The following is an 18,290-nucleotide window of genomic DNA, read 5'->3' on the forward strand; positions in this document are numbered from 1 at the left end:
CCCTCAAACGACTGTCAAGCAACCTCACGCGCAAAACCGCACCATACCGCCGTTTCGACAGCGGCATGGCCGAAAAAATCCGTCAATGTGTACTGATCATTGTCTGACGACCACTTGCATCGTCGGATCGAGTTTCATCCTTCTCAGCAGAAGGCTTTTCTGCTAGAGCGACCTCAAGGACTTCATCAATCCAGCGCACCGGCCGAATATCGAGTGCATCCTTGATGGTATCCGGGATCTCTTTGAGATCACGGCGATTTTCCTCAGGAATCAGCACCAGCTTTATACCACCGCGACGGGCTGCCAGCAATTTCTCCTTGAGCCCACCGATCGGCATGACTTCACCACGCAGGTTGACCTCACCGGTCATGGCCACATCACAGCGCACGGGACGTCCACAGTAAGCGGACACCATTGCAGTGACCATTGCAGCGCCTGCACTGGGGCCGTCCTTGGGCGTCGCGCCTTCCGGTACGTGAATGTGCAGGTCTTCCTTCTCGAAGCGCTCAGGCGCAATACCGAAGGCCTCTGCACGTGCACGCACGACGGTATGAGCCGCACTTACTGACTCTTTCATGACATCGCCCAGCGAACCAGTCTTGCTGACCCGCCCCTTGCCAGGCGTGACGACGGATTCGATGGTCAGTAATTCGCCACCCACCGACGTCCAGGCAAGACCAGTGACACGCCCGATCTGGTCTTCTGCATCTGCCAGTCCAAAGCTGTACTTGCGCACCCCAGCATAATGCTCGACTTGCTCAGCTTCGAGATGCATTGAGGACAATGCACCTTCCTTCGCCTCAGCCACCACGCGTTCACGCACGATCTTGCGGCACACCTTGGCAATCTGACGCTCCAGCTCACGAACACCCGCTTCACGAGAGAAGTAGCGGATCAGCTCCAGCACGGAGGCTTCGCTGAAGGTCAACTCACCCGGCTTGAGACCATTGGCCTTGAGCTGCTTGGGCACGAGGTAACGCATTGCGATGGCGAGCTTTTCGTCTTCGGTGTACCCCGGCAGACGAATGATTTCCATGCGATCACGCAACGGGCCGGGGATATTCATCGAGTTGGAGGTACAGATGAACATGGCCTCGGACAGATCGTAGTCCAGCTCGAGATAATGATCGGCGAACTTGTCGTTCTGCTCTGGATCCAGTACTTCGAGCAACGCCGAAGCCGGATCGCCGCGATGATCCATCCCCAGCTTGTCAACCTCGTCAAGCAGTACCAGCGGATTCTTCACGCCAGTCTTGGCCATGCGCTGGATGATCTTGCCTGGCAATGCACCGATATAGGTGCGGCGATGGCCACGAATCTCGGATTCGTCACGCACGCCGCCCAACGCCATACGCGTGTATTGGCGGTTGGTCGCACGAGCAATGGACTTGCCCAACGAGGTTTTTCCGACCCCGGGAGGGCCTACCAGGCACAACACCGGCCCCTTGAGCTTCTTGACGCGCTTTTGCACGGCGAGATACTCAAGAATGCGTTCCTTGACCTCATCAAGGCCGTAGTGATCTTCGTCGAGTACGCGGGCAGCGTGTTCGAGATCATGGCGCACGCGAGTCCGCTTCTTCCACGGCACGTCACACAGCCAATCAAGATAGGTCCGCACGACCGTCGCTTCAGCAGAAGTCGGGCCCATCATCTTGAGCTTGTTTAGCTCCTGATTGGCCTTGTCCTCTGCCTCTTTCGGCATCCCCGCGTCCTTGATACGACGCTCATACTGCTCGACCTCATTTGGCACATCATCCAGCTCACCCATTTCCTTCTGGATGGCCTTCATCTGCTCATTGAGGTAGTACTCACGCTGAGACTTTTCCATCTGTTCTTTGACACGCGTGCGAATACGCTTCTCGATCTGCAGCAGATCGATCTCCGCTTCGATCAACGCCATCAGATGCTCGATGCGATCACGCACCTTATCCATCTCAAGCAGCGCCTGCTTGTCATTGATACCCAACGACAGATGCGCGCTGATGGTATCCACCAATCGGCTCGGGTCTTCGATACCCTGCAGACTGCCCAGCACCTCATTCGGCACTTTCTTGGACAGCTTGACGTACTGCTCAAACTGGTTAAGCAGCACACGTACCAGCGTTTCTTGCTCACGCTCGCTCAGTGGCTGACTTTCACGCAGGACGACATCAGCAATGCTATGGCCATCTTCGTGCAGGCGGATGTCTTTGATATCGGCGCGCGAGCTGCCTTCGATAAGCACCTTGACGGTACCATCCGGCAACTTGAGCAGTTGCATGATGTCAGCGACGGTACCAATGGCAAACAAGTCTTCCGACGTCGGGTCGTCCTGACTGGCTTCACGCTGCGCCGCCAGCAGAATCTTCTTGTCGCCTTCCATGGCCACTTCGAGGGCCTGGATCGACTTTTCCCGGCCGACGAACAGCGGAATCACCATCTGGGGATAGACCACCACATCCCGCAACGGCAGCAGCGGAAGTGTCAGGGTCTGATCATCATTCTGCTCCATGGCAGACGTTCCTCGGTATTCGGTGGGTGGGCCGCGTCACGCGGCTCTCTGATTCAGAGACCATGGGGGCAAGGTCATGATTTTGCAATGATCCCGACATCTATAGCGGTAACTCAACGCTAATTGAAGCCACAGAACGGTGATCAGTTGCATTGCCAAGGGCCCTACAGGCATACGCATACGCAACGGGGGGCCTTTCGGCCCCCCGTTGGTCATACTCAGGCCTGAATACTTCAGCCTTCCTTGCCGGCTACCTTGTCCTGACTTTCCTTCTTCGAGTATATCAGCAGCGGCTTGCTATCGCCGAGGATGACAGACTCATCCACCACGACTTTGCTGACACTCTCTTCAGAGGGGATGTCATACATGGTATCGAGCAGTACAGATTCGAGAATCGAACGCAGTCCGCGCGCACCAGTACGGCGCTCGATAGCCTTGCGTGCAATGGCGCGCAGGGCATCATCACGCAGTTCCAGTTCGACATCTTCCATATCGAACAGACGCGAGTACTGCTTCACCAGCGAGTTCTTCGGTTCGGTGAGGATCTGTACCAGAGCGTCTTCATCCAGCTCGGTCAGTGTCGCGATGACCGGTAAACGACCGACAAATTCGGGAATGAGACCAAATTTGACGAGATCACTCGGCTCGACGTCTGCCAGCACACGTCCAATCGTTTTCTCGTCCTGCTTGCTCTTGACCTCGGCATTGAAGCCAATGCCACCCTTCTCGGCGCGTTCACGAATGACCTTGTCGAGACCGGCGAAAGCACCACCAACAATGAACAGGATGTTCGCCGTGTTCACCTGCAGGAACTCCTGCTGAGGATGCTTGCGCCCACCCTGCGGCGGCACCGAGGCGGTAGTGCCCTCGATCAGCTTCAACAGTGCCTGCTGCACGCCTTCACCGGAAACATCCCGAGTGATGGACGGGTTGTCAGATTTGCGTGAGATCTTGTCAATCTCATCGATGTAGACAATGCCGCGCTCGGCTTTCTCAACATCGTAATCGCACTTCTGAAGCAGCTTCTGAATGATGTTCTCGACATCTTCACCGACATAGCCTGCTTCGGTCAGAGTGGTCGCATCCGCGATGGTGAAGGGCACATTCAACAGGCGTGCCAGCGTCTCGGCCAGAAGCGTCTTGCCGCTACCCGTCGGACCGATGAGCAGGATGTTGGACTTGCCCAGCTCCACCTCGTCCCCGGCCTTCTGTCCGGCACGCAGACGCTTGTAGTGGTTGTACACTGCAACGGACAGCACGCGCTTGGCGCGGTCCTGGCCGATCACGTAATCGTCGAGAGTCGCACGAATCTCGCGCGGCGCCGGCAGGCGATCATCATCACCTTCAGCGTCGGTTTCGAGGACCTCTTCGCGAATGATGTCATTGCACAGATCGACACATTCGTCGCAGATGTAGACGGAAGGTCCCGCGATCAGCTTGCGCACTTCATTCTGGTTCTTGCCACAGAAGGAGCAGTACAGCAGTTTGCCGTTCTCGTCCTTGCCTTTGCCGTCAGCCATTCGCGTACCTCTCAATGGCGGCGACTCCCCGGGGAGCCGCCGGAAATGCATGTTTGCCGACGTCAGGTCAGCCGTTTACGAGGTGGATCATTCCACGTCGGGACGGCGTTCCAGCACGGCGTCGATCAAGCCGTACTCCTTTGCCTGATTGGCGGCCATGAAGTTGTCACGGTCGGTATCACTGGCAATGGTGTCGAAGTCCTGGCCGGTGTGATGCGCAAGAATACGATTCAGCTTCTCACGGATGGTCAGGATTTCCTTGGTATGAATCTCGATATCCGTCGCCTGACCCTGATAGCCGCCCAGCGGCTGGTGAATCATGACACGCGAGTTCGGCAGCGCGTAGCGCTTGTCTGCCGCACCACCTGCCAGCAGCAGCGCACCCATGCTGGCTGCCTGACCGATACACACCGTAGACACATCGGGCTTGATGAACTGCATGGTGTCGTAGATCGCCATCCCTGCAGTCACCGAGCCGCCCGGCGAGTTGATATACAGATGAATGTCCTTGTCCGGGTTTTCAGACTCGAGGAACAACAGCTGAGCCACCACGAGGTTGGCCATGTAGTCCTCAACCGGACCGACAAGGAAGATCACCCGTTCTTTCAGCAGGCGAGAGTAGATGTCATAGGCCCGTTCGCCGCGAGCATTTTGCTCGACAACCATCGGAACCAGACCGCCAGCATTCTTGATGTCGAAGTCGTTCATGGAGGCTTCCTTCATCCGATGACATTGATATCCATTGAGCATGCCACTTTACCCCGCTCACTGACCAGAGACCCGGCCGTAGCCGGGTCCTGGTCTAGCAAGCAAAAGGGGTAGACAGGGTTTACGCCTGCTCGCCTTCTACCTCAGCAGTCTCTTCTTCTGCTTCTTCCTGCTGTTGAGCGGCTTGCAGGGCTTCCTGGTAGGACATGGTAACGTCCTTAACCTGAGCCTGTGTCAGCAGCTTGTCAACGGCCTTTTCTTCCAGCATCACGGACTTGAGCTGAGTACGTGCCTGCTCGTTGGATGCGTAATACTCGGTCACCTGAGCTGGGTCCTGATACTGCTGAGCCATTTCGGCAACACGCGCTTTCAGCTCATCTTCGCTGACATCCATTTCGCCACTGCTGACGACTTCGCTCAGAAGCAGGCCAGTCTTGACGCGCTGAACGGCTTGATCCTGGAACAGCTCAGCCGGAAGCTGGGAGACATCAAAGTCTTCGCCCAAACCGAATTGCTGTGCAGCCTGACGCTTCAGACCGTCGATTTCCTGGTCGGCCAGTGCCTGCGGCACGAGGATGTCGTTAGCCTTGGTCAGTTCAGCCAGCACTTGCTGCTTGACGCGATTCTCGATCGCGTTCTTCAGTTCACGCTGCATGTTCTTCTTCACTTCGACCTTGAAGCTTTCGACGTCAGTTGCTTCCAGACCGAACTGAGTGATGAACTCCGCGTTCACTTCCGGCAGTTCCTGCGCCTTGATGGCGTGAACCTTGACCTTGAAGGTCGCTTCCTGGCCAGCAAGGTGCTCGGCCTGGTAGTCAGCCGGGAAGGAAACCTTGATTTCCTTGTCGTCACCAGCAGCAGCGCCGATCAGCTGCTCTTCAAAGCCCGGAATGAAGCTATTGGAGCCAAGGACCAGCTCGTGACCTTCTGCCTTGCCGCCTTCGAAGGCTTCTTCACCGAGGAAGCCCTCAAAGTCCAGCTTGACCTGGTCGCCGTCGGCAGCAGCACGCTCGACGTCGGTCCAGACAGCATTCTGCTTGCGCAGAGTCTCGATCATTTCTTCAACATCAGCATCGTTCACTTCAGCCTGCGGACGCTCAATTTCAGCGCCGTCGATCGGCTTCAGGTCGATTTCCGGATAGATTTCCAGAGTTGCGACGAACTCCAGGTCCTTGCCAGCTTGATCGACAGTCGCGTCGATTTTCGGCCAGCCAGCCGGGTTGAGTTCGTTTTCGGTGACGGCGGTCACGTAGTGCTGGCGCATGATTTCGCCAACAATCTCGTTACGCACATCTTTACCGTAACGCTGGTGCACCACTGCCATCGGCACGTGGCCCTTGCGGAAGCCGTTCAGACGAACGGTCTTGGCGGTTTCCAGAAGACGGGCGTTGACGGCCTGGTCGACTTCAGAAGCCGGCACCGTGATGGTGACCGTGCGCTCGATCGGAGAAGTCGTTGCGACAGAAGCTTGCATGAAATTTCCTCTACCCACTGGTGGCGTTCGAATCATAAAGGCGAAGATTGTAGAAACCCCGCCACGCGCTGGCAAGCGCGGATATGACATGGCATATGGTGCCTTAGTCCAAGATTTTCAAGGAACCAGGCCATTTTCTGCCCCATTCGCGCGTTTGGCGGGCGCGCCAAGTGCGTGCCAGACCGAATCAGCGAGAGCGGAGCAGAGCGAAAAACACGAAAAAAGGGGGAGAAAGCCATTGGCCTTCTCCCCCTTTAGCGGCATGCCGCCTGCCCAAGCGGGCCAGGCAGCATCCTGATATTCATCGAGAAATGGGGTGGATGATGGGGTTCGAACCCACGACCACCGGAGTCACAATCCGGGGCTCTACCACTGAGCTACACCCACCACTACTGAAACTTGACAGAGAGCCTGTCATTTCCATCTCGCTGACACTCAAGCTGATATACAATGGGGTGGATGATGGGGTTCGAACCCACGACCACCGGAGTCACAATCCGGGGCTCTACCACTGAGCTACACCCACCACTGTATGAACAACTTCACATCGTCTGGTCGCAGCTGCCAGGCTCCCGAGGAGCAATCTGACTTCCATCTTCACGACAACCATCGTGTCAATGGTACGCCCAGCAGGACTCGAACCTGCAACCTACGGCTTAGAAGGCCGTTGCTCTATCCGGTTGAGCTATAGGCGCAGAAACTGTAGCCGTGTATCAACTCCGGACAAAGCCTTGAATGCCTTGTTTCTAGAGACCGAAACCTCAAGAGACATTGTATTCAAATGGTCGGGATAGAGGGATTCGAACCCCCGACATCCTGCTCCCAAAGCAGGCGCGCTACCAGACTGCGCTATATCCCGAAACCGTCTTCAACCGACTGTCGAAGCCCGTCGATGCGAGGCGTATTCTACCAAACTTCCGTCTGCGGTCAAGCCCTTACGTGACTTTCTTTCTAAAAGATTCACTGTGCCTTCAGCATGACATCATGTCGGCATCAATAACTCACGGCACTGTAAAGACCTCCTCGCCAATCAATACCTCTCGGTAGCATTACCCTTTACGTCATCCTTCTTTCTCTTCGCCCCCCCCTCTTCACCACTTCCTTTCGAGCGCCATGGCGACGAGACATCGTTGCCATTTCGACCAAGGTCGTCATTCGGCGTTGACTGGCGAGCAGGGCATGCGAAAATTGGCGGCAGTTTCCCCCTCCAATATCTTTCGCCCACTAGAAGGAATGATCGCTGATGGCAGCACAACTGATTGATGGTAAGGCCATCGCCGAGCGCGTACGCCAGCAAGTCGGCCGTCAGGTCGATGCGCGCCGTAACGCCGGTGAACGTATTCCGGGACTTGCCGTCGTGCTGGTCGGCGAAGACCCCGCATCCGAGGTTTATGTCCGCAACAAGCACCTCGCCTGCGAGAAGGCCGGTATTACTTCCACTCAGCATCGTCTGTCTGCCGATACCACACAGGTTGAACTGGAAGCGCTAGTCGACACGCTGAATGCCGATGACAGCATCGACGGCATTCTGGTTCAGCTACCGCTACCCGCACATCTCGATTCACGCCCCATCCTTGAGCGTATTCGTCCCGACAAGGACGTTGATGGTTTCCACCCCTACAATCTGGGCCGCCTGGCTCAGCGCCTACCAGTGATGCGCCCCTGCACTCCCAAGGGCATCATGACCCTGTTAAACGAAAGTGGCCTGCAGGTGCGCGGCATGGATGCCACCATTGTCGGCGCCTCCAACATCGTGGGGCGCCCGATGGCACTTGAGCTGATGCTGGCCGGCTGCACCACCACCGTCTGCCATCGTTTCACCAAGGACCTGGAAGGCAAGGTACGTCAGGCAGATCTGGTCGTGGTCGGTGTCGGCAAGCCGGGCCTGGTCAAGGGCGAGTGGATCAAGGAAGGCGCTGTCGTGATCGACGTGGGCATCAATCGTCTCGATAACGGCTCACTGGTCGGCGATGTCGAGTTTGCACCGGCCGCAGCGCGCGCGGGCTGGATCACTCCAGTACCGGGCGGTGTAGGTCCGATGACCGTGGCCTCACTGCTGGAGAACACCCTGTTCGCCGCCGAGCTGCACGATGCCCGCCAGGCTGCCCAGTAAGTCACCTCTCGCCCTTTCCCACGGCGCACCTTGATCAAGGTGCGCCGTGTTGTTTCCGCTCAAGGACCCCAACATCATGCCTATCAAGACCCTTGGTATCATCGGCGCCATGGCCGAAGAAGTGGCTATTCTTGCTGAGCTGCTGGATGACAGCACCACCATCAGCCATGCCGGATCCACTTTCCATGTTGGCCAGTTGCACGGCCTCAAGATCGTGCTGCTGCAATCCGGCATCGGCAAGGTCAATGCCGCCGTGGGCGCCTGCCAGATGATCGAGCGCTATCAGCCGGATGCCATCATCAACACGGGCTCCGCCGGCGGTTTCGCGTCTGATCTGGAGATCGGCGACGTGGTTATTTCCAGTGAAGTCCGCCATCACGACGTCGATGCCGTGGTGTTCGGCTACGAATATGGCCAGGTGCCGCAGATGCCAGCCGCCTACCCGTCAGACCCAGCGCTGGTGAAGGTCGCGCGCGAGTGTGTCGAAGCCCAGGGCGAGATCAAGGCACGTGAAGGCCTGATCTGCACCGGCGACATCTTCATGTCCGACCCGGAACTGGTCGCCCTCACTCGCTCACGCTTCCCGGACATGCTGGCCGCGGAGATGGAAGCTGCAGCCATCGCCCAGACCTGCTTCGTCTACGAGATGCCATTCGTGGTCATCCGTGCGCTGTCTGATATCGCCGGCAAGGACAACAACAGCCAGTCCTTCGAGGAATTCCTGCACGTCGCGGCACGCCAGTCCTCACGCATGGTCGAAGCGATGGTCAAGCGTCTCGCCAGCTGATCACTGCTGATTGATCTCTGCCGACAGATGGCCAGCCCATGACAAAAAACCGCCGCCCTTTCGGGACGGCGGTTTTTTGTCATGGGCATCAAAGACAAGGCACGAGTCGTGTCTCAGTCCTCCAGCCACCTCAACCTTCCAGCACCCAAGTCGTTCCCTCACGGGAATCCTTGAGGATGATGCCCTGAGCGGCCAGCTCATCACGTATGCGATCCGCACCCGCGAAGTCCTTGGCCTTCTTGGCCGCAGTGCGCGCATCGATCTGCTGCTGAATCTCATCTTCTGACAACGCCAGACCTTCGGTATCGCCCTTGAGGAAGACAGCCGGGTCCTGCCCGAATAGCCCCAACAGACTCCCGAGCGACGTCAGCTCAAAGGCCAACGCTGGCGCCTGCTGCGGTGCTTCCTTCTTGGCACGGTTCAGCTCGCGGGCCAGCTCGAACAGCACCGACAGCGCACCAGCGGTGTTGAAGTCGTCATCCATCGCGGCGATAAAGCGTGCACGCCAATCAGCCGACACCTCTCCCTCGTCAGACGCGACGTTCTCAAGCGCGTTGTAGAAGCGCTCCAGCGAACGACGCGCCTCATCCAACGAATTGGCTTCATAGCTGATCGCGCTGCGGTAGTGGCTAGCCACCAGCAGGTAACGCACCACTTCCGGATTGTGCTGCTCCAGCACGTCACGAATGGTGAAGAAGTTATTCAACGACTTGGACATCTTGTCCTGCCCGACGCGCACTGCACCCGCGTGCATCCACACATTGGCGTACTGCTGACCAGTGGCGGCTTCTGACTGGGCTATCTCGTTCTCATGATGCGGGAACGTCAGGTCCGGTCCACCGCCGTGGATATCGAAGGTGTTGCCCAGGCAGCAAGTCGACATCGCCGAGCACTCGATGTGCCAGCCCGGACGGCCATCGCCCCAGGGAGATGGCCAGCTGGCCTCGCCCGGTTTGGCGGCCTTCCACAACACGAAATCGAGCGGATCTTCCTTGGCTTGTTCGATCTCGACTCGGGCCCCGGACTGCATCTCATCCAACTGGCGATTGTTGAGCTTGCCGTAGCCCTCAAAGCGGCGCACACGATAGTAGACATCGCCATTGCTGGCCGCGTAGGCAAAACCCTTGTCGATCAGCGTTTCGGTCATCGCGATGATATCGGCAATGTGAGCTGTCGCTCGCGGCTCGCGGTCAGGACGCAGAATCCCCAGGCGCCCCTCATCTTCATGCATCGCCTGGATCATGCGCTCTGTCAGCGCCTCGAACGCCTCACCATTCTCATCGGCACGTTTGAGGATCTTGTCGTCGATGTCGGTGATGTTACGCACGTAGGTGACGTCGTAGCCACGCGCCCGCAGATAACGGGTGATGACGTCGAAAGCCACCATCACACGTGCATGGCCGATGTGACAGAGGTCATAGACCGTCACGCCACAGACGTACATGCGCACCTTGTTGCCTTCCAATGGCACGAAAGGTGCCTTGGTCCGGCTCAGGGTGCTGTAGATAGACAGTGTGCTCGCGGCATCTTCGAGGTGAGTCATGCAGTCATCGCCCTTGGCTACTGTGCTGGAAGAGTCTTCAACCAGCCTTGCGAAATGGTACGGCCCGCAGGCCATTCATGCGCCTTCGATCCAGAAGGTACATGATCAGCCTGCGGGCCGTGAAGCGGAATACCAAAAAGCTTGCAGACAGGCCTCCCGGAGGCAACCCGCCAGTATGAGATCAACCCTTTTTCTGTGCCTTCGCCCAGCCGTCCTTCAGACTGACGGTACGGTTGAAGACCAACGCACCCGGCGTGCAATCATGACGATCCGCCACGAAGTAGCCGATACGCTCGAACTGATAGCGCGTTTCCGGCGCGGCATTGCGCAAGCTCGGCTCACCAAAGCCCTTGACGATGCTCAGCGACTCCGGATTGAGGTGCTCAAGGAAATCAACATCCTTGTCACGGTCCGGCTCAGCCTCGAGGAAGAGGTTCTCGTACTGGCGAACTTCGATCGGCACTGCGTGAACCGCGCTGACCCAGTGGATGACACCCTTGACCTTACGGCCTTCCGGATTCTTGCCCAGGGTATCGAGATCAACACTGCAACGCAGCTCGACCACTTCTCCCGCCTCATCCTTGATGACGTCATCACAGCGGATGACGTAGCCATTGCGCAGGCGCACTTCTTTCTCTGGCGCAAGGCGGAAGAACTTCTTGGGCGCATCTTCCATGAAGTCTTCAGCGTCGATCCACAGCTCACGGGTCAACGGCACCTGACGAATGCCCATGTCGTCACGAGCCGGGTGGCCAGGCACTTCAAATAGCTCTTCATGCCCTTCCGGCAGATTGGTCAGCACAACCTTGAGCGGATTGAGTACACACATGGCACGCAGTGCGTTGTCTTCCAGGTCTGAACGGATGGCGTGATTCAGCATGCCCAGCTCGACCATACCGCCATCAGCACGACTCACACCGATCATGTCGCAGAACTTGCGAATGGAGGCAGAGGTATAGCCACGACGACGCATGCCCGAGATGGTCGGCATGCGCGGATCATCCCAGCCATTGACGACACCCTGATCGACCAGCAGCTTGAGCTTGCGCTTGGACGTCACGGTGTAATCAAGATTCAGGCGCGCAAACTCGATCTGACGCGGCGTACACGGCACCGGAAGATTGGCCAGAAACCATTCGTACAGCGGACGGTGATCTTCAAATTCCAGCGTACAGATGGAGTGCGTCACCCCTTCCAGCGCATCGGATTGCCCGTGAGTGAAATCGTAGGACGGGTAAATCTTCCACTTGTCACCGGTCTGGTGGTGGCTGGCATGGCGGATACGATACAGGATCGGGTCGCGCAGATTGATGTTCGGTGCGGCCATGTCGATGCGCGCACGCAGTACACGCTCGCTTTCGCCGAATTCACCCTTTCGCATGCGCTCGAGCAGGTCGAGATTTTCCTCGGGGCTACGCTCACGATACGGGCTCGGGCGACCCGGCTCTCTCAGGGTCCCGCGGTATTCGCGAATTTCGTCCGGAGAAAGATCGTCGACATACGCCTTGCCTTCACGCACCAGGTGTTGTGCCCATGCGTACAGCTGATCGAAATAGTCGGAGGCAAAACGCACTTTGCCGGCCCATTCGAAGCCCAGCCATTCAACGTCTTCCTTGATGGCGTCGATGTAGGCTTGCTCTTCCTTGGCCGGATTGGTGTCATCGAAGCGCAGGTGGCAATCGCCACCCAGCTGCTTTGCCAAACCGAAGTTCAGACAGATCGACTTGGCGTGTCCAATATGCAGGTAGCCGTTAGGCTCCGGCGGGAAACGGGTGACAACCTTTTCTGCACGGCCAGCCTCGAGTTCTTCGCGGATCTGGTTAAGAACGAAGTTCGGAGCGCTCTGGGTCTCGGTACTCATGAAGTTTCGCTGCACCTCTATGTGTTCTTGGGCGCCATGTTCCTGAGACTACCTATGTTCAAGAACATGACGGATCGCGGAGTCTGCATCTGCGGCCTGCCGCCCGTTCAGGCTTTCGTCACTGGATGCAAAGCCGCTATTATAGCGCGACGCTCGCAGGCGATGCCATGTAACCACGCCTGCCTTATATTTCAGCAAGACAGATGACTGGGAAGCCCGAATGATCGTTCTTCATACCAACTACGGCGACATCACGATCGAACTCGACTTTGACAAGGCGCCCAAGACGGCCGCCAACTTCGAGCAATACGTGCGTGACGGCCAGTACAGCAACGTGCTTTTCCATCGTGTCATTCCGGGCTTCATGGTCCAGGGCGGTGGTTTTGACACCGACTTCAACCAGAAGCCGACACGTGGCGTGATCGAGAATGAAGCTGACAATGGCCTCAAGAACAACCGTGGCACCCTCGCCATGGCACGCACCATGGATCCTCACTCCGCCAGTGCGCAGTTCTTCATCAACGTCAATGACAACGACTTCCTGAACTTCACCAGCAAGACCAGCCAGGGCTGGGGTTACTGCGTGTTCGCCAAGGTCGTTGAAGGCATGGATGTGGTCGACAAGATCGAAGCGGTCAAGACCACGCGTCGCGACGGCCATGCCGACGTGCCGGCGGAAGACGTGATCATCACCAGCGCTGAAGTCACCAAGTAAGCGTCTTCGCCTGATCACGCCTTGCAGCGTACCCGCCGCCCGGCCTTGCCTCGTGCCTTCGAGAGCCAGGTCGGGCGGCTTGCGTTACGCCTTTTCATCTCCCGCTCTCGCCCGTCGCCTGCCCTCGCGACGAGGTGATCGCCCCGACACGTGGACCTGACCATGACTGCCACTACCCTGTTCATCTCCGATCTACATCTGCATCACGAGGCACCGGAGATAGCTCAAGGCTTCATCGATTATCTGGCATGCCTCGAGACCTGCATGCCCATTGTCGAGCGCCTCTACCTGCTTGGCGATATTTTCGAAGTCTGGGTTGGCGACGACTATCGTGACGAGTTCACGCAAACCATGAGCGCTGCACTCAAACGTGTCGCGGCGCGCGGTACCGCCATCTTCTTCATGCATGGCAATCGCGACTTCCTGGTCGGTGAGACCTTCGCGGCCGAGGCCGGTGTCACCCTGCTACCGGACCCCAGCGTCATCACGCTGGATGGCGAACGCGTGCTACTGATGCATGGCGACAGCATGTGCACCCGCGATGAGGCCTACATGAAGTTTCGTGCGATGACGCGCGACCCCCAGTGGCAGGCGCAGATTCTAGCGATGCCGCTGGAGCAGCGCCTGGCACTGGCGCAGTCACTACGCATGCAGTCTGGCGAGACCAATAGCGCCAAGGACGAGGCGATCATGGACGTCACTCCCGAAGAGGTAATTCGAGAAATGCGTGAGCACAAGGTGCTGACGCTGATTCACGGCCATACTCATCGCCCTGCCGTGCATCCGCTCGAGATCGATGGCAAATCAGCACGTCGCATCGTGCTCGGCGACTGGCGTCCGACCCAAGCCTTCGACATCATCGCGCAGGGCAATGGGCCCGAGCTACGTGAATTTGCACTACCAGTGGCAGATGCCATCACTCACGGCTAACCCTTGTTGATGCTGATCCGTCGCTGCGCGCATCTATCGCCCGCCGTGATGATCCTGAAGACAGCACCAGTAAATGAAAGAGCATCAATGAATAAAAAAGCCCCCGCGGCCTTGGGCAGCGGGGGCTTTTCATATCACGCCATCATCAAGACAGCTATCAGGCTGGTGAAGATGCCTTGCGACGCGCACGCCCTTCGGCGGCCTCCACCAACTGATGCCAGCCCAATACTGCGGGTGCATCCGAACCCGGAAGTTCTTCGAGCAAGGCCTTCAAGCGCGCACAACGCTCGATGTCATTGGCATCCACCAGACGCAACCAGGTTGCCAGACCCATGGCTTCATGATGCGGATTTTCCTGCTCGATGGCATACGCCATCCCTTGCTCTATCAGCGAGCGTATTCGCTCAGTCGGTAACCCCTGCGCGGCACGGAGCGCCGCGACCAGATAGCTGACCTCTGCCAGATAAAAGGAATTGCGCTCCTGAGCGACCAGCAGCACCTTCTCCATGTACTCTTCAGCCGCCGCATGCTCACCCAATGCCATCACCGCATCCATGTACCACAGATTCGGCCGTTGATGACGCTCACGCCCCGTGAGCTCGGCGAACTCGTTGATGCTCGACTGCAGCATGGACAGGCCGTCACGGTCACCATTCATGGCACGTGCCCAGCCCAGCACACCATGTGCTGCCATATGCCACAGATGGAGATCCGCAGAACGTGTCAACTCCAGCGCGCGCTCGGCACGCTGAGTCGCAAGGTGGGTATGCCCGAGCTGGCGATATAGCGAAGTAGAGAACATCAAGGCCATCGCCAGTGAACCCGGCTGACCGATCTCTTCCGCCAAGCGAATAGCCGACTCAGCCTGCTGCTCGGCCTTAACATGATCGCAACGCAGGCAGGACGTCCAGCTTTGCAGGCAAGCCGCTGCCACCTGCGGGTGATCACTGAACGGCAACCATTCGAGCACCATCGCATTATTGAGCGGATCAATTTCATCCAGATGCTCGCCTGCGACACGTACACGGCCCGCCCAGAACTCACAATGCGCACGTGCGAAATCAGCCAGACGCCGATAGCGAATATCGGACAGCCCCTCGGCCAGCTCACTAAGCCCTGAGGCCAGTGCAAAGGCGTCAGCATGAGCATGACGCTCACTGCAACCCACCCACAGGCCCCACTTGACGATGAAGGCCTGCTCGAGGTCCGGCTCGTCTTCGTCAATCAATGCCGGGCTATTCAAAAGGTTGCGTGCCTGAACGAAGCTTTCATGCGCAAGCCGCGAACCGTGTCCTTCCAGCGCAAAGCCTGCCTGGCCACGCACCGTCAGCAGACTCGCTTCACGCTCCTCCTGACCATCAACATGCTTCAGACACGCCAGGCCGTTGTCCGCCATTTTCAATGCCGTACGGTTGGCACTGATCTTGAGCGATTCACGTGCAGAAAGCTCAAAATAACGCGCAGCACGACTGAAGTTCTGTGACTTGCGCAGGTGCACGGCAAAGTAGCCTGGGTGGCGTCCGATCCAGGCGGGATACTTGTCTTCAATCAGTGCCACCACCTGATGGTGAATCCGGCGACGTACATCGCGCGGACAAGACAGATAGGCGGCCTCCTGAATCAGCTGATGGGTAAACTGATAATCAAATTCGCTGTCGTTACTGCATGCCTCGATAATTTCCAGGCGCTGCATGTTCTCGATGGCGCGCTTGAGTCGGCTCTCCTCGAACTCACAACTCTGACGCACGAAACTCAAGTTGAACACGCGACCCAGCACCGCCGCGGCATGCGCGACGTCGCGCCCTTCTTCCAGCTGATCAATACGGCTGGACAGCAGGCCGATCAAACCCTTCGGCAGCTCATCAAGTTGCACCGGGCGCCCTTCACGGCGATCCATGTCGAGACGACGACAGATTTCCTGAAGATAGAGCGGCACACCATCACAACGCTCGATCAACTGGCTACGCATACGCGGACTGAGGTGCAGACGATAACGACGTGACAGGTGCGACAACAGACGCGAGACCTGCATCGGATCAAGGCGGCCCAGCGCAATATGTTGGTCCCAGTTGAGTTTGACGGCGAGACTATCGCGGCCATTGTGGCTCGCTGCCAGCATGAAGCCGATATTGATCGGCAGACGCGCCTGCAGACCCGCCAGTACCTTGAGCGAAGGCTCGTCGAGCCACTGCAGGTCATCAATCATCATGACCAGCGGGCGCAGACTGGCGGCTTTCTCGATCACGAGATGTAACACACGCACCACGCGCTCGACCGTTTCGCTACTTTGAATCAGTACTTCATCTTCGCTCGACGCTTCCGCCGTACCCAAGATGGCATGGAAGGAGCGACGCGCTTCCTCGCTGACACCCTGCAGCGCTTCAGATGTCTCAAACAACTGCTCGACTGCCTCACGATTCACATGGCCATCGAGGCGCCAGCGAATCAGCGCACGCACCACACTGTAGGGTTCAAGCTGAGACAGACGCGTGGTGGGCATCCAGCACAGCCCCACATCCTGACTCTGCTCCAGCTGGCGGAAGTTGACCATCAAGGCCGACTTGCCCATGCCGGAGTTACCACTGACCAGCACACTCTGCCGCAGGCCGATGCTGGCACGCGCCAATGCATCACGCAGACGGCGCAGCTCGCCTTCACGCCCGATCAGCGTCGGCAGGGAAGCTTCGCGAGTCGCGACACTGCTGCCCAGCACCAGGGCGCGCAACCGTACACGGCCATCAGCCGCCAACAGGCGCGACGTAAGTCGCGGCTGAAGGTCCAGTGCCGGTGGCATGTGCTGACTGGCTTCCAGGGAAATCACCAGCTCACTGCCTTCGGCTGCCGTCATCAACTCCAGCGAATACTGAGTGACCTGACCCAGGGGGTCGGCCAGCTGGCGTTCCGGCAGATAGATGACCTGGCCGGAGTGAAGCCCCGCCGACAGCGAGAAGACCGGAGGCTTGCCCTCACCGTCCCACAGCTTGACGATTTCATCAGACAGCGCCTTGCTGCAGTGCTCATAGAGCGCGACCAGCTCGGCCAACTGATGCGCAGGCCCATGGGTTCCGAAGCACGCCAGACCTACGCCCCCCGTAGCACCTGGTAGCCAGAAGCCGCCCAGATGATGGCATTGCTGCTCAAGCCAGCGCAGTAACTCGATCTGCAGCGTCAGACAGGCACGCGCCCAGACGCGATCACGATGACTGTCTTTTACGCTGAGGCGGATCGCCATGACAGACAGCTGGCGGTGGTCGATCTCATCTTCACGTAACGGAGCACTATCCAGCGATAGTGTGCGTGAAATGGCACCCTGTGGCGTGAGGGCGCTCATCGCCTCGCTCTTGCCATCCGACCAATAACGCGCCAGCTGCAGGAATCCCGGATCAGGCTGTTGACCAGACAGCGCCAGTTGCTGAAGGAACGCGTTGAACTGTTCATGTGCCGCTGCCGATTGACCGTCTTCGGCTAGCTGACGCACCAAGCGCTCATGGAAGGGGCCATAGCCTGAGAAGCGACTGACCAGCGTGCGCAGCACGTCGTCCGAGATAGGCTCATCGGTCGCCAGAACACGTTCAGCAAACTGGATGACACGCTGACGCCATTCACCGCGCACCTTGATCATCCAGCGCTGGAAGTCCGGGCACTGGGTCAGCGACAGCTCTTCGACCAGATCTCCGCGGTACAAGGCGAGAATCTCGACCAGTGTTGCAGCCGACGACGGTGCCAACAGCAGTGCGTTGAGCTCATCGAGATCCAGCTCCCAGTAATCAGGCAGCGTGAGTGCAATGGTCTGACGCGAGACTGTCAGCAGGTTATCTGCTTCTTCACCGAGACTTTGACGCAGACAATGCAGCGCGTGGCGCAGGTTGGTGCGCCCGGAAGATAGCCCTTGATCTGGCCAGAGCAATTCAGCCAGAGCCGCGCGGGAGACCGCCTGGTCATGCAGCAGCAAATGCAGCAGCAGTGCCTTGACCTTGTCGTAGCTGAACTGAGTCAGCGTGTCATCACCCAAGGTCAGCTGGAAATGTCCCAGCAGCGCCAATTGAGCTTGACCAGATGTTTCCTGCGTCATGTGTCATCCATTTCAAAGTCGCGAACGAAACGCCAGCCCTGCCATGGCGCCGGTGATCCCCTGTTCTTGAGCCTTG

The 18,290-nt window shown here is 58.1% G+C and carries 11 protein-coding genes and 4 tRNA genes; 4 read left to right on the forward strand and 11 right to left on the reverse strand.

The window, feature by feature from the left end:
* Window positions 1-82: 82 nt before the first annotated feature.
* The 8 genes from lon to GQR90_RS12605 all read right to left on the reverse strand — a co-directional run bounded on the left by lon (window position 83) and on the right by GQR90_RS12605 (window position 7,052).
* On the reverse strand, window positions 83-2,491 hold the full coding sequence (gene lon / locus GQR90_RS12570; RefSeq protein WP_158774416.1) for an endopeptidase La: 2,409 nt from the start codon (window positions 2,489-2,491) through the stop codon (window positions 83-85).
* A gap of 233 nt (window positions 2,492-2,724) precedes the next feature.
* A complete protein-coding gene (gene clpX, locus GQR90_RS12575) occupies window positions 2,725-4,011 on the reverse strand; it encodes an ATP-dependent Clp protease ATP-binding subunit ClpX (RefSeq protein ID WP_158774417.1) in 1,287 nt (428 codons plus the stop codon).
* Window positions 4,012-4,098: 87 nt separating this feature from the next.
* On the reverse strand, window positions 4,099-4,719 hold the full coding sequence (gene clpP, locus GQR90_RS12580; protein WP_158774418.1) for an ATP-dependent Clp endopeptidase proteolytic subunit ClpP: 621 nt from the start codon (window positions 4,717-4,719) through the stop codon (window positions 4,099-4,101).
* Window positions 4,720-4,840: 121 nt separating this feature from the next.
* Window positions 4,841-6,193 (reverse strand): trigger factor, encoded by a 1,353-nt coding sequence (gene tig / locus GQR90_RS12585; protein WP_158774419.1) that lies wholly within the window; start codon window positions 6,191-6,193, stop codon window positions 4,841-4,843.
* A 312-nt stretch (window positions 6,194-6,505) separates the two neighbouring features.
* Window positions 6,506-6,580: transfer RNA gene (locus tag GQR90_RS12590), tRNA-His, on the reverse strand.
* A 64-nt stretch (window positions 6,581-6,644) separates the two neighbouring features.
* A tRNA-His gene (locus GQR90_RS12595) sits at window positions 6,645-6,719 on the reverse strand.
* A 92-nt stretch (window positions 6,720-6,811) separates the two neighbouring features.
* Window positions 6,812-6,888, reverse strand: a tRNA-Arg gene (locus GQR90_RS12600).
* A gap of 87 nt (window positions 6,889-6,975) precedes the next feature.
* Window positions 6,976-7,052 (reverse strand) — tRNA-Pro (locus GQR90_RS12605).
* A gap of 384 nt (window positions 7,053-7,436) precedes the next feature.
* Here GQR90_RS12605 and folD point away from each other — a divergent pair.
* Both folD and mtnN read left to right on the forward strand, forming a co-directional pair.
* Window positions 7,437-8,306, forward strand: coding sequence for a bifunctional methylenetetrahydrofolate dehydrogenase/methenyltetrahydrofolate cyclohydrolase FolD (gene folD / locus GQR90_RS12610; RefSeq protein ID WP_158774420.1), 870 nt, complete (start codon window positions 7,437-7,439; stop codon window positions 8,304-8,306).
* A gap of 82 nt (window positions 8,307-8,388) precedes the next feature.
* Complete coding sequence (mtnN, locus tag GQR90_RS12615) at window positions 8,389-9,093, forward strand: 5'-methylthioadenosine/S-adenosylhomocysteine nucleosidase (protein ID WP_158775496.1); 705 nt, start codon at window positions 8,389-8,391, stop codon at window positions 9,091-9,093.
* 130 nt (window positions 9,094-9,223) lie between these two features.
* Here mtnN and cysS read toward each other — a convergent pair whose 3' ends face one another.
* Window positions 9,224-10,606, reverse strand: coding sequence for a cysteine--tRNA ligase (cysS, locus tag GQR90_RS12620; protein ID WP_158775497.1), 1,383 nt, complete (start codon window positions 10,604-10,606; stop codon window positions 9,224-9,226).
* A gap of 211 nt (window positions 10,607-10,817) precedes the next feature.
* Window positions 10,818-12,497, reverse strand: coding sequence for a glutamine--tRNA ligase/YqeY domain fusion protein (locus GQR90_RS12625; protein ID WP_158774421.1), 1,680 nt, complete (start codon window positions 12,495-12,497; stop codon window positions 10,818-10,820).
* 220 nt (window positions 12,498-12,717) lie between these two features.
* Here GQR90_RS12625 and GQR90_RS12630 point away from each other — a divergent pair, with 220 nt between their 5' ends.
* Window positions 12,718-13,212: a peptidylprolyl isomerase gene (locus GQR90_RS12630; protein WP_158774422.1), complete on the forward strand. Its 495-nt coding sequence runs from the start codon at window positions 12,718-12,720 to the stop codon at window positions 13,210-13,212.
* A 162-nt stretch (window positions 13,213-13,374) separates the two neighbouring features.
* Window positions 13,375-14,142, forward strand: coding sequence for a UDP-2,3-diacylglucosamine diphosphatase (locus GQR90_RS12635; RefSeq protein ID WP_158774423.1), 768 nt, complete (start codon window positions 13,375-13,377; stop codon window positions 14,140-14,142).
* A 157-nt stretch (window positions 14,143-14,299) separates the two neighbouring features.
* On the opposite strand, the gene GQR90_RS12640 is transcribed toward GQR90_RS12635, so the two are convergent.
* Window positions 14,300-18,214 (reverse strand): AAA family ATPase, encoded by a 3,915-nt coding sequence (locus GQR90_RS12640; RefSeq protein ID WP_158774424.1) that lies wholly within the window; start codon window positions 18,212-18,214, stop codon window positions 14,300-14,302.
* Window positions 18,215-18,290: the final 76 nt, after the last annotated feature.

It is taken from the genome of Cobetia sp. L2A1 (genome assembly GCF_009796845.1).
In the GTDB taxonomy this organism is placed as follows: Bacteria; Pseudomonadota; Gammaproteobacteria; order Pseudomonadales; family Halomonadaceae; genus Cobetia.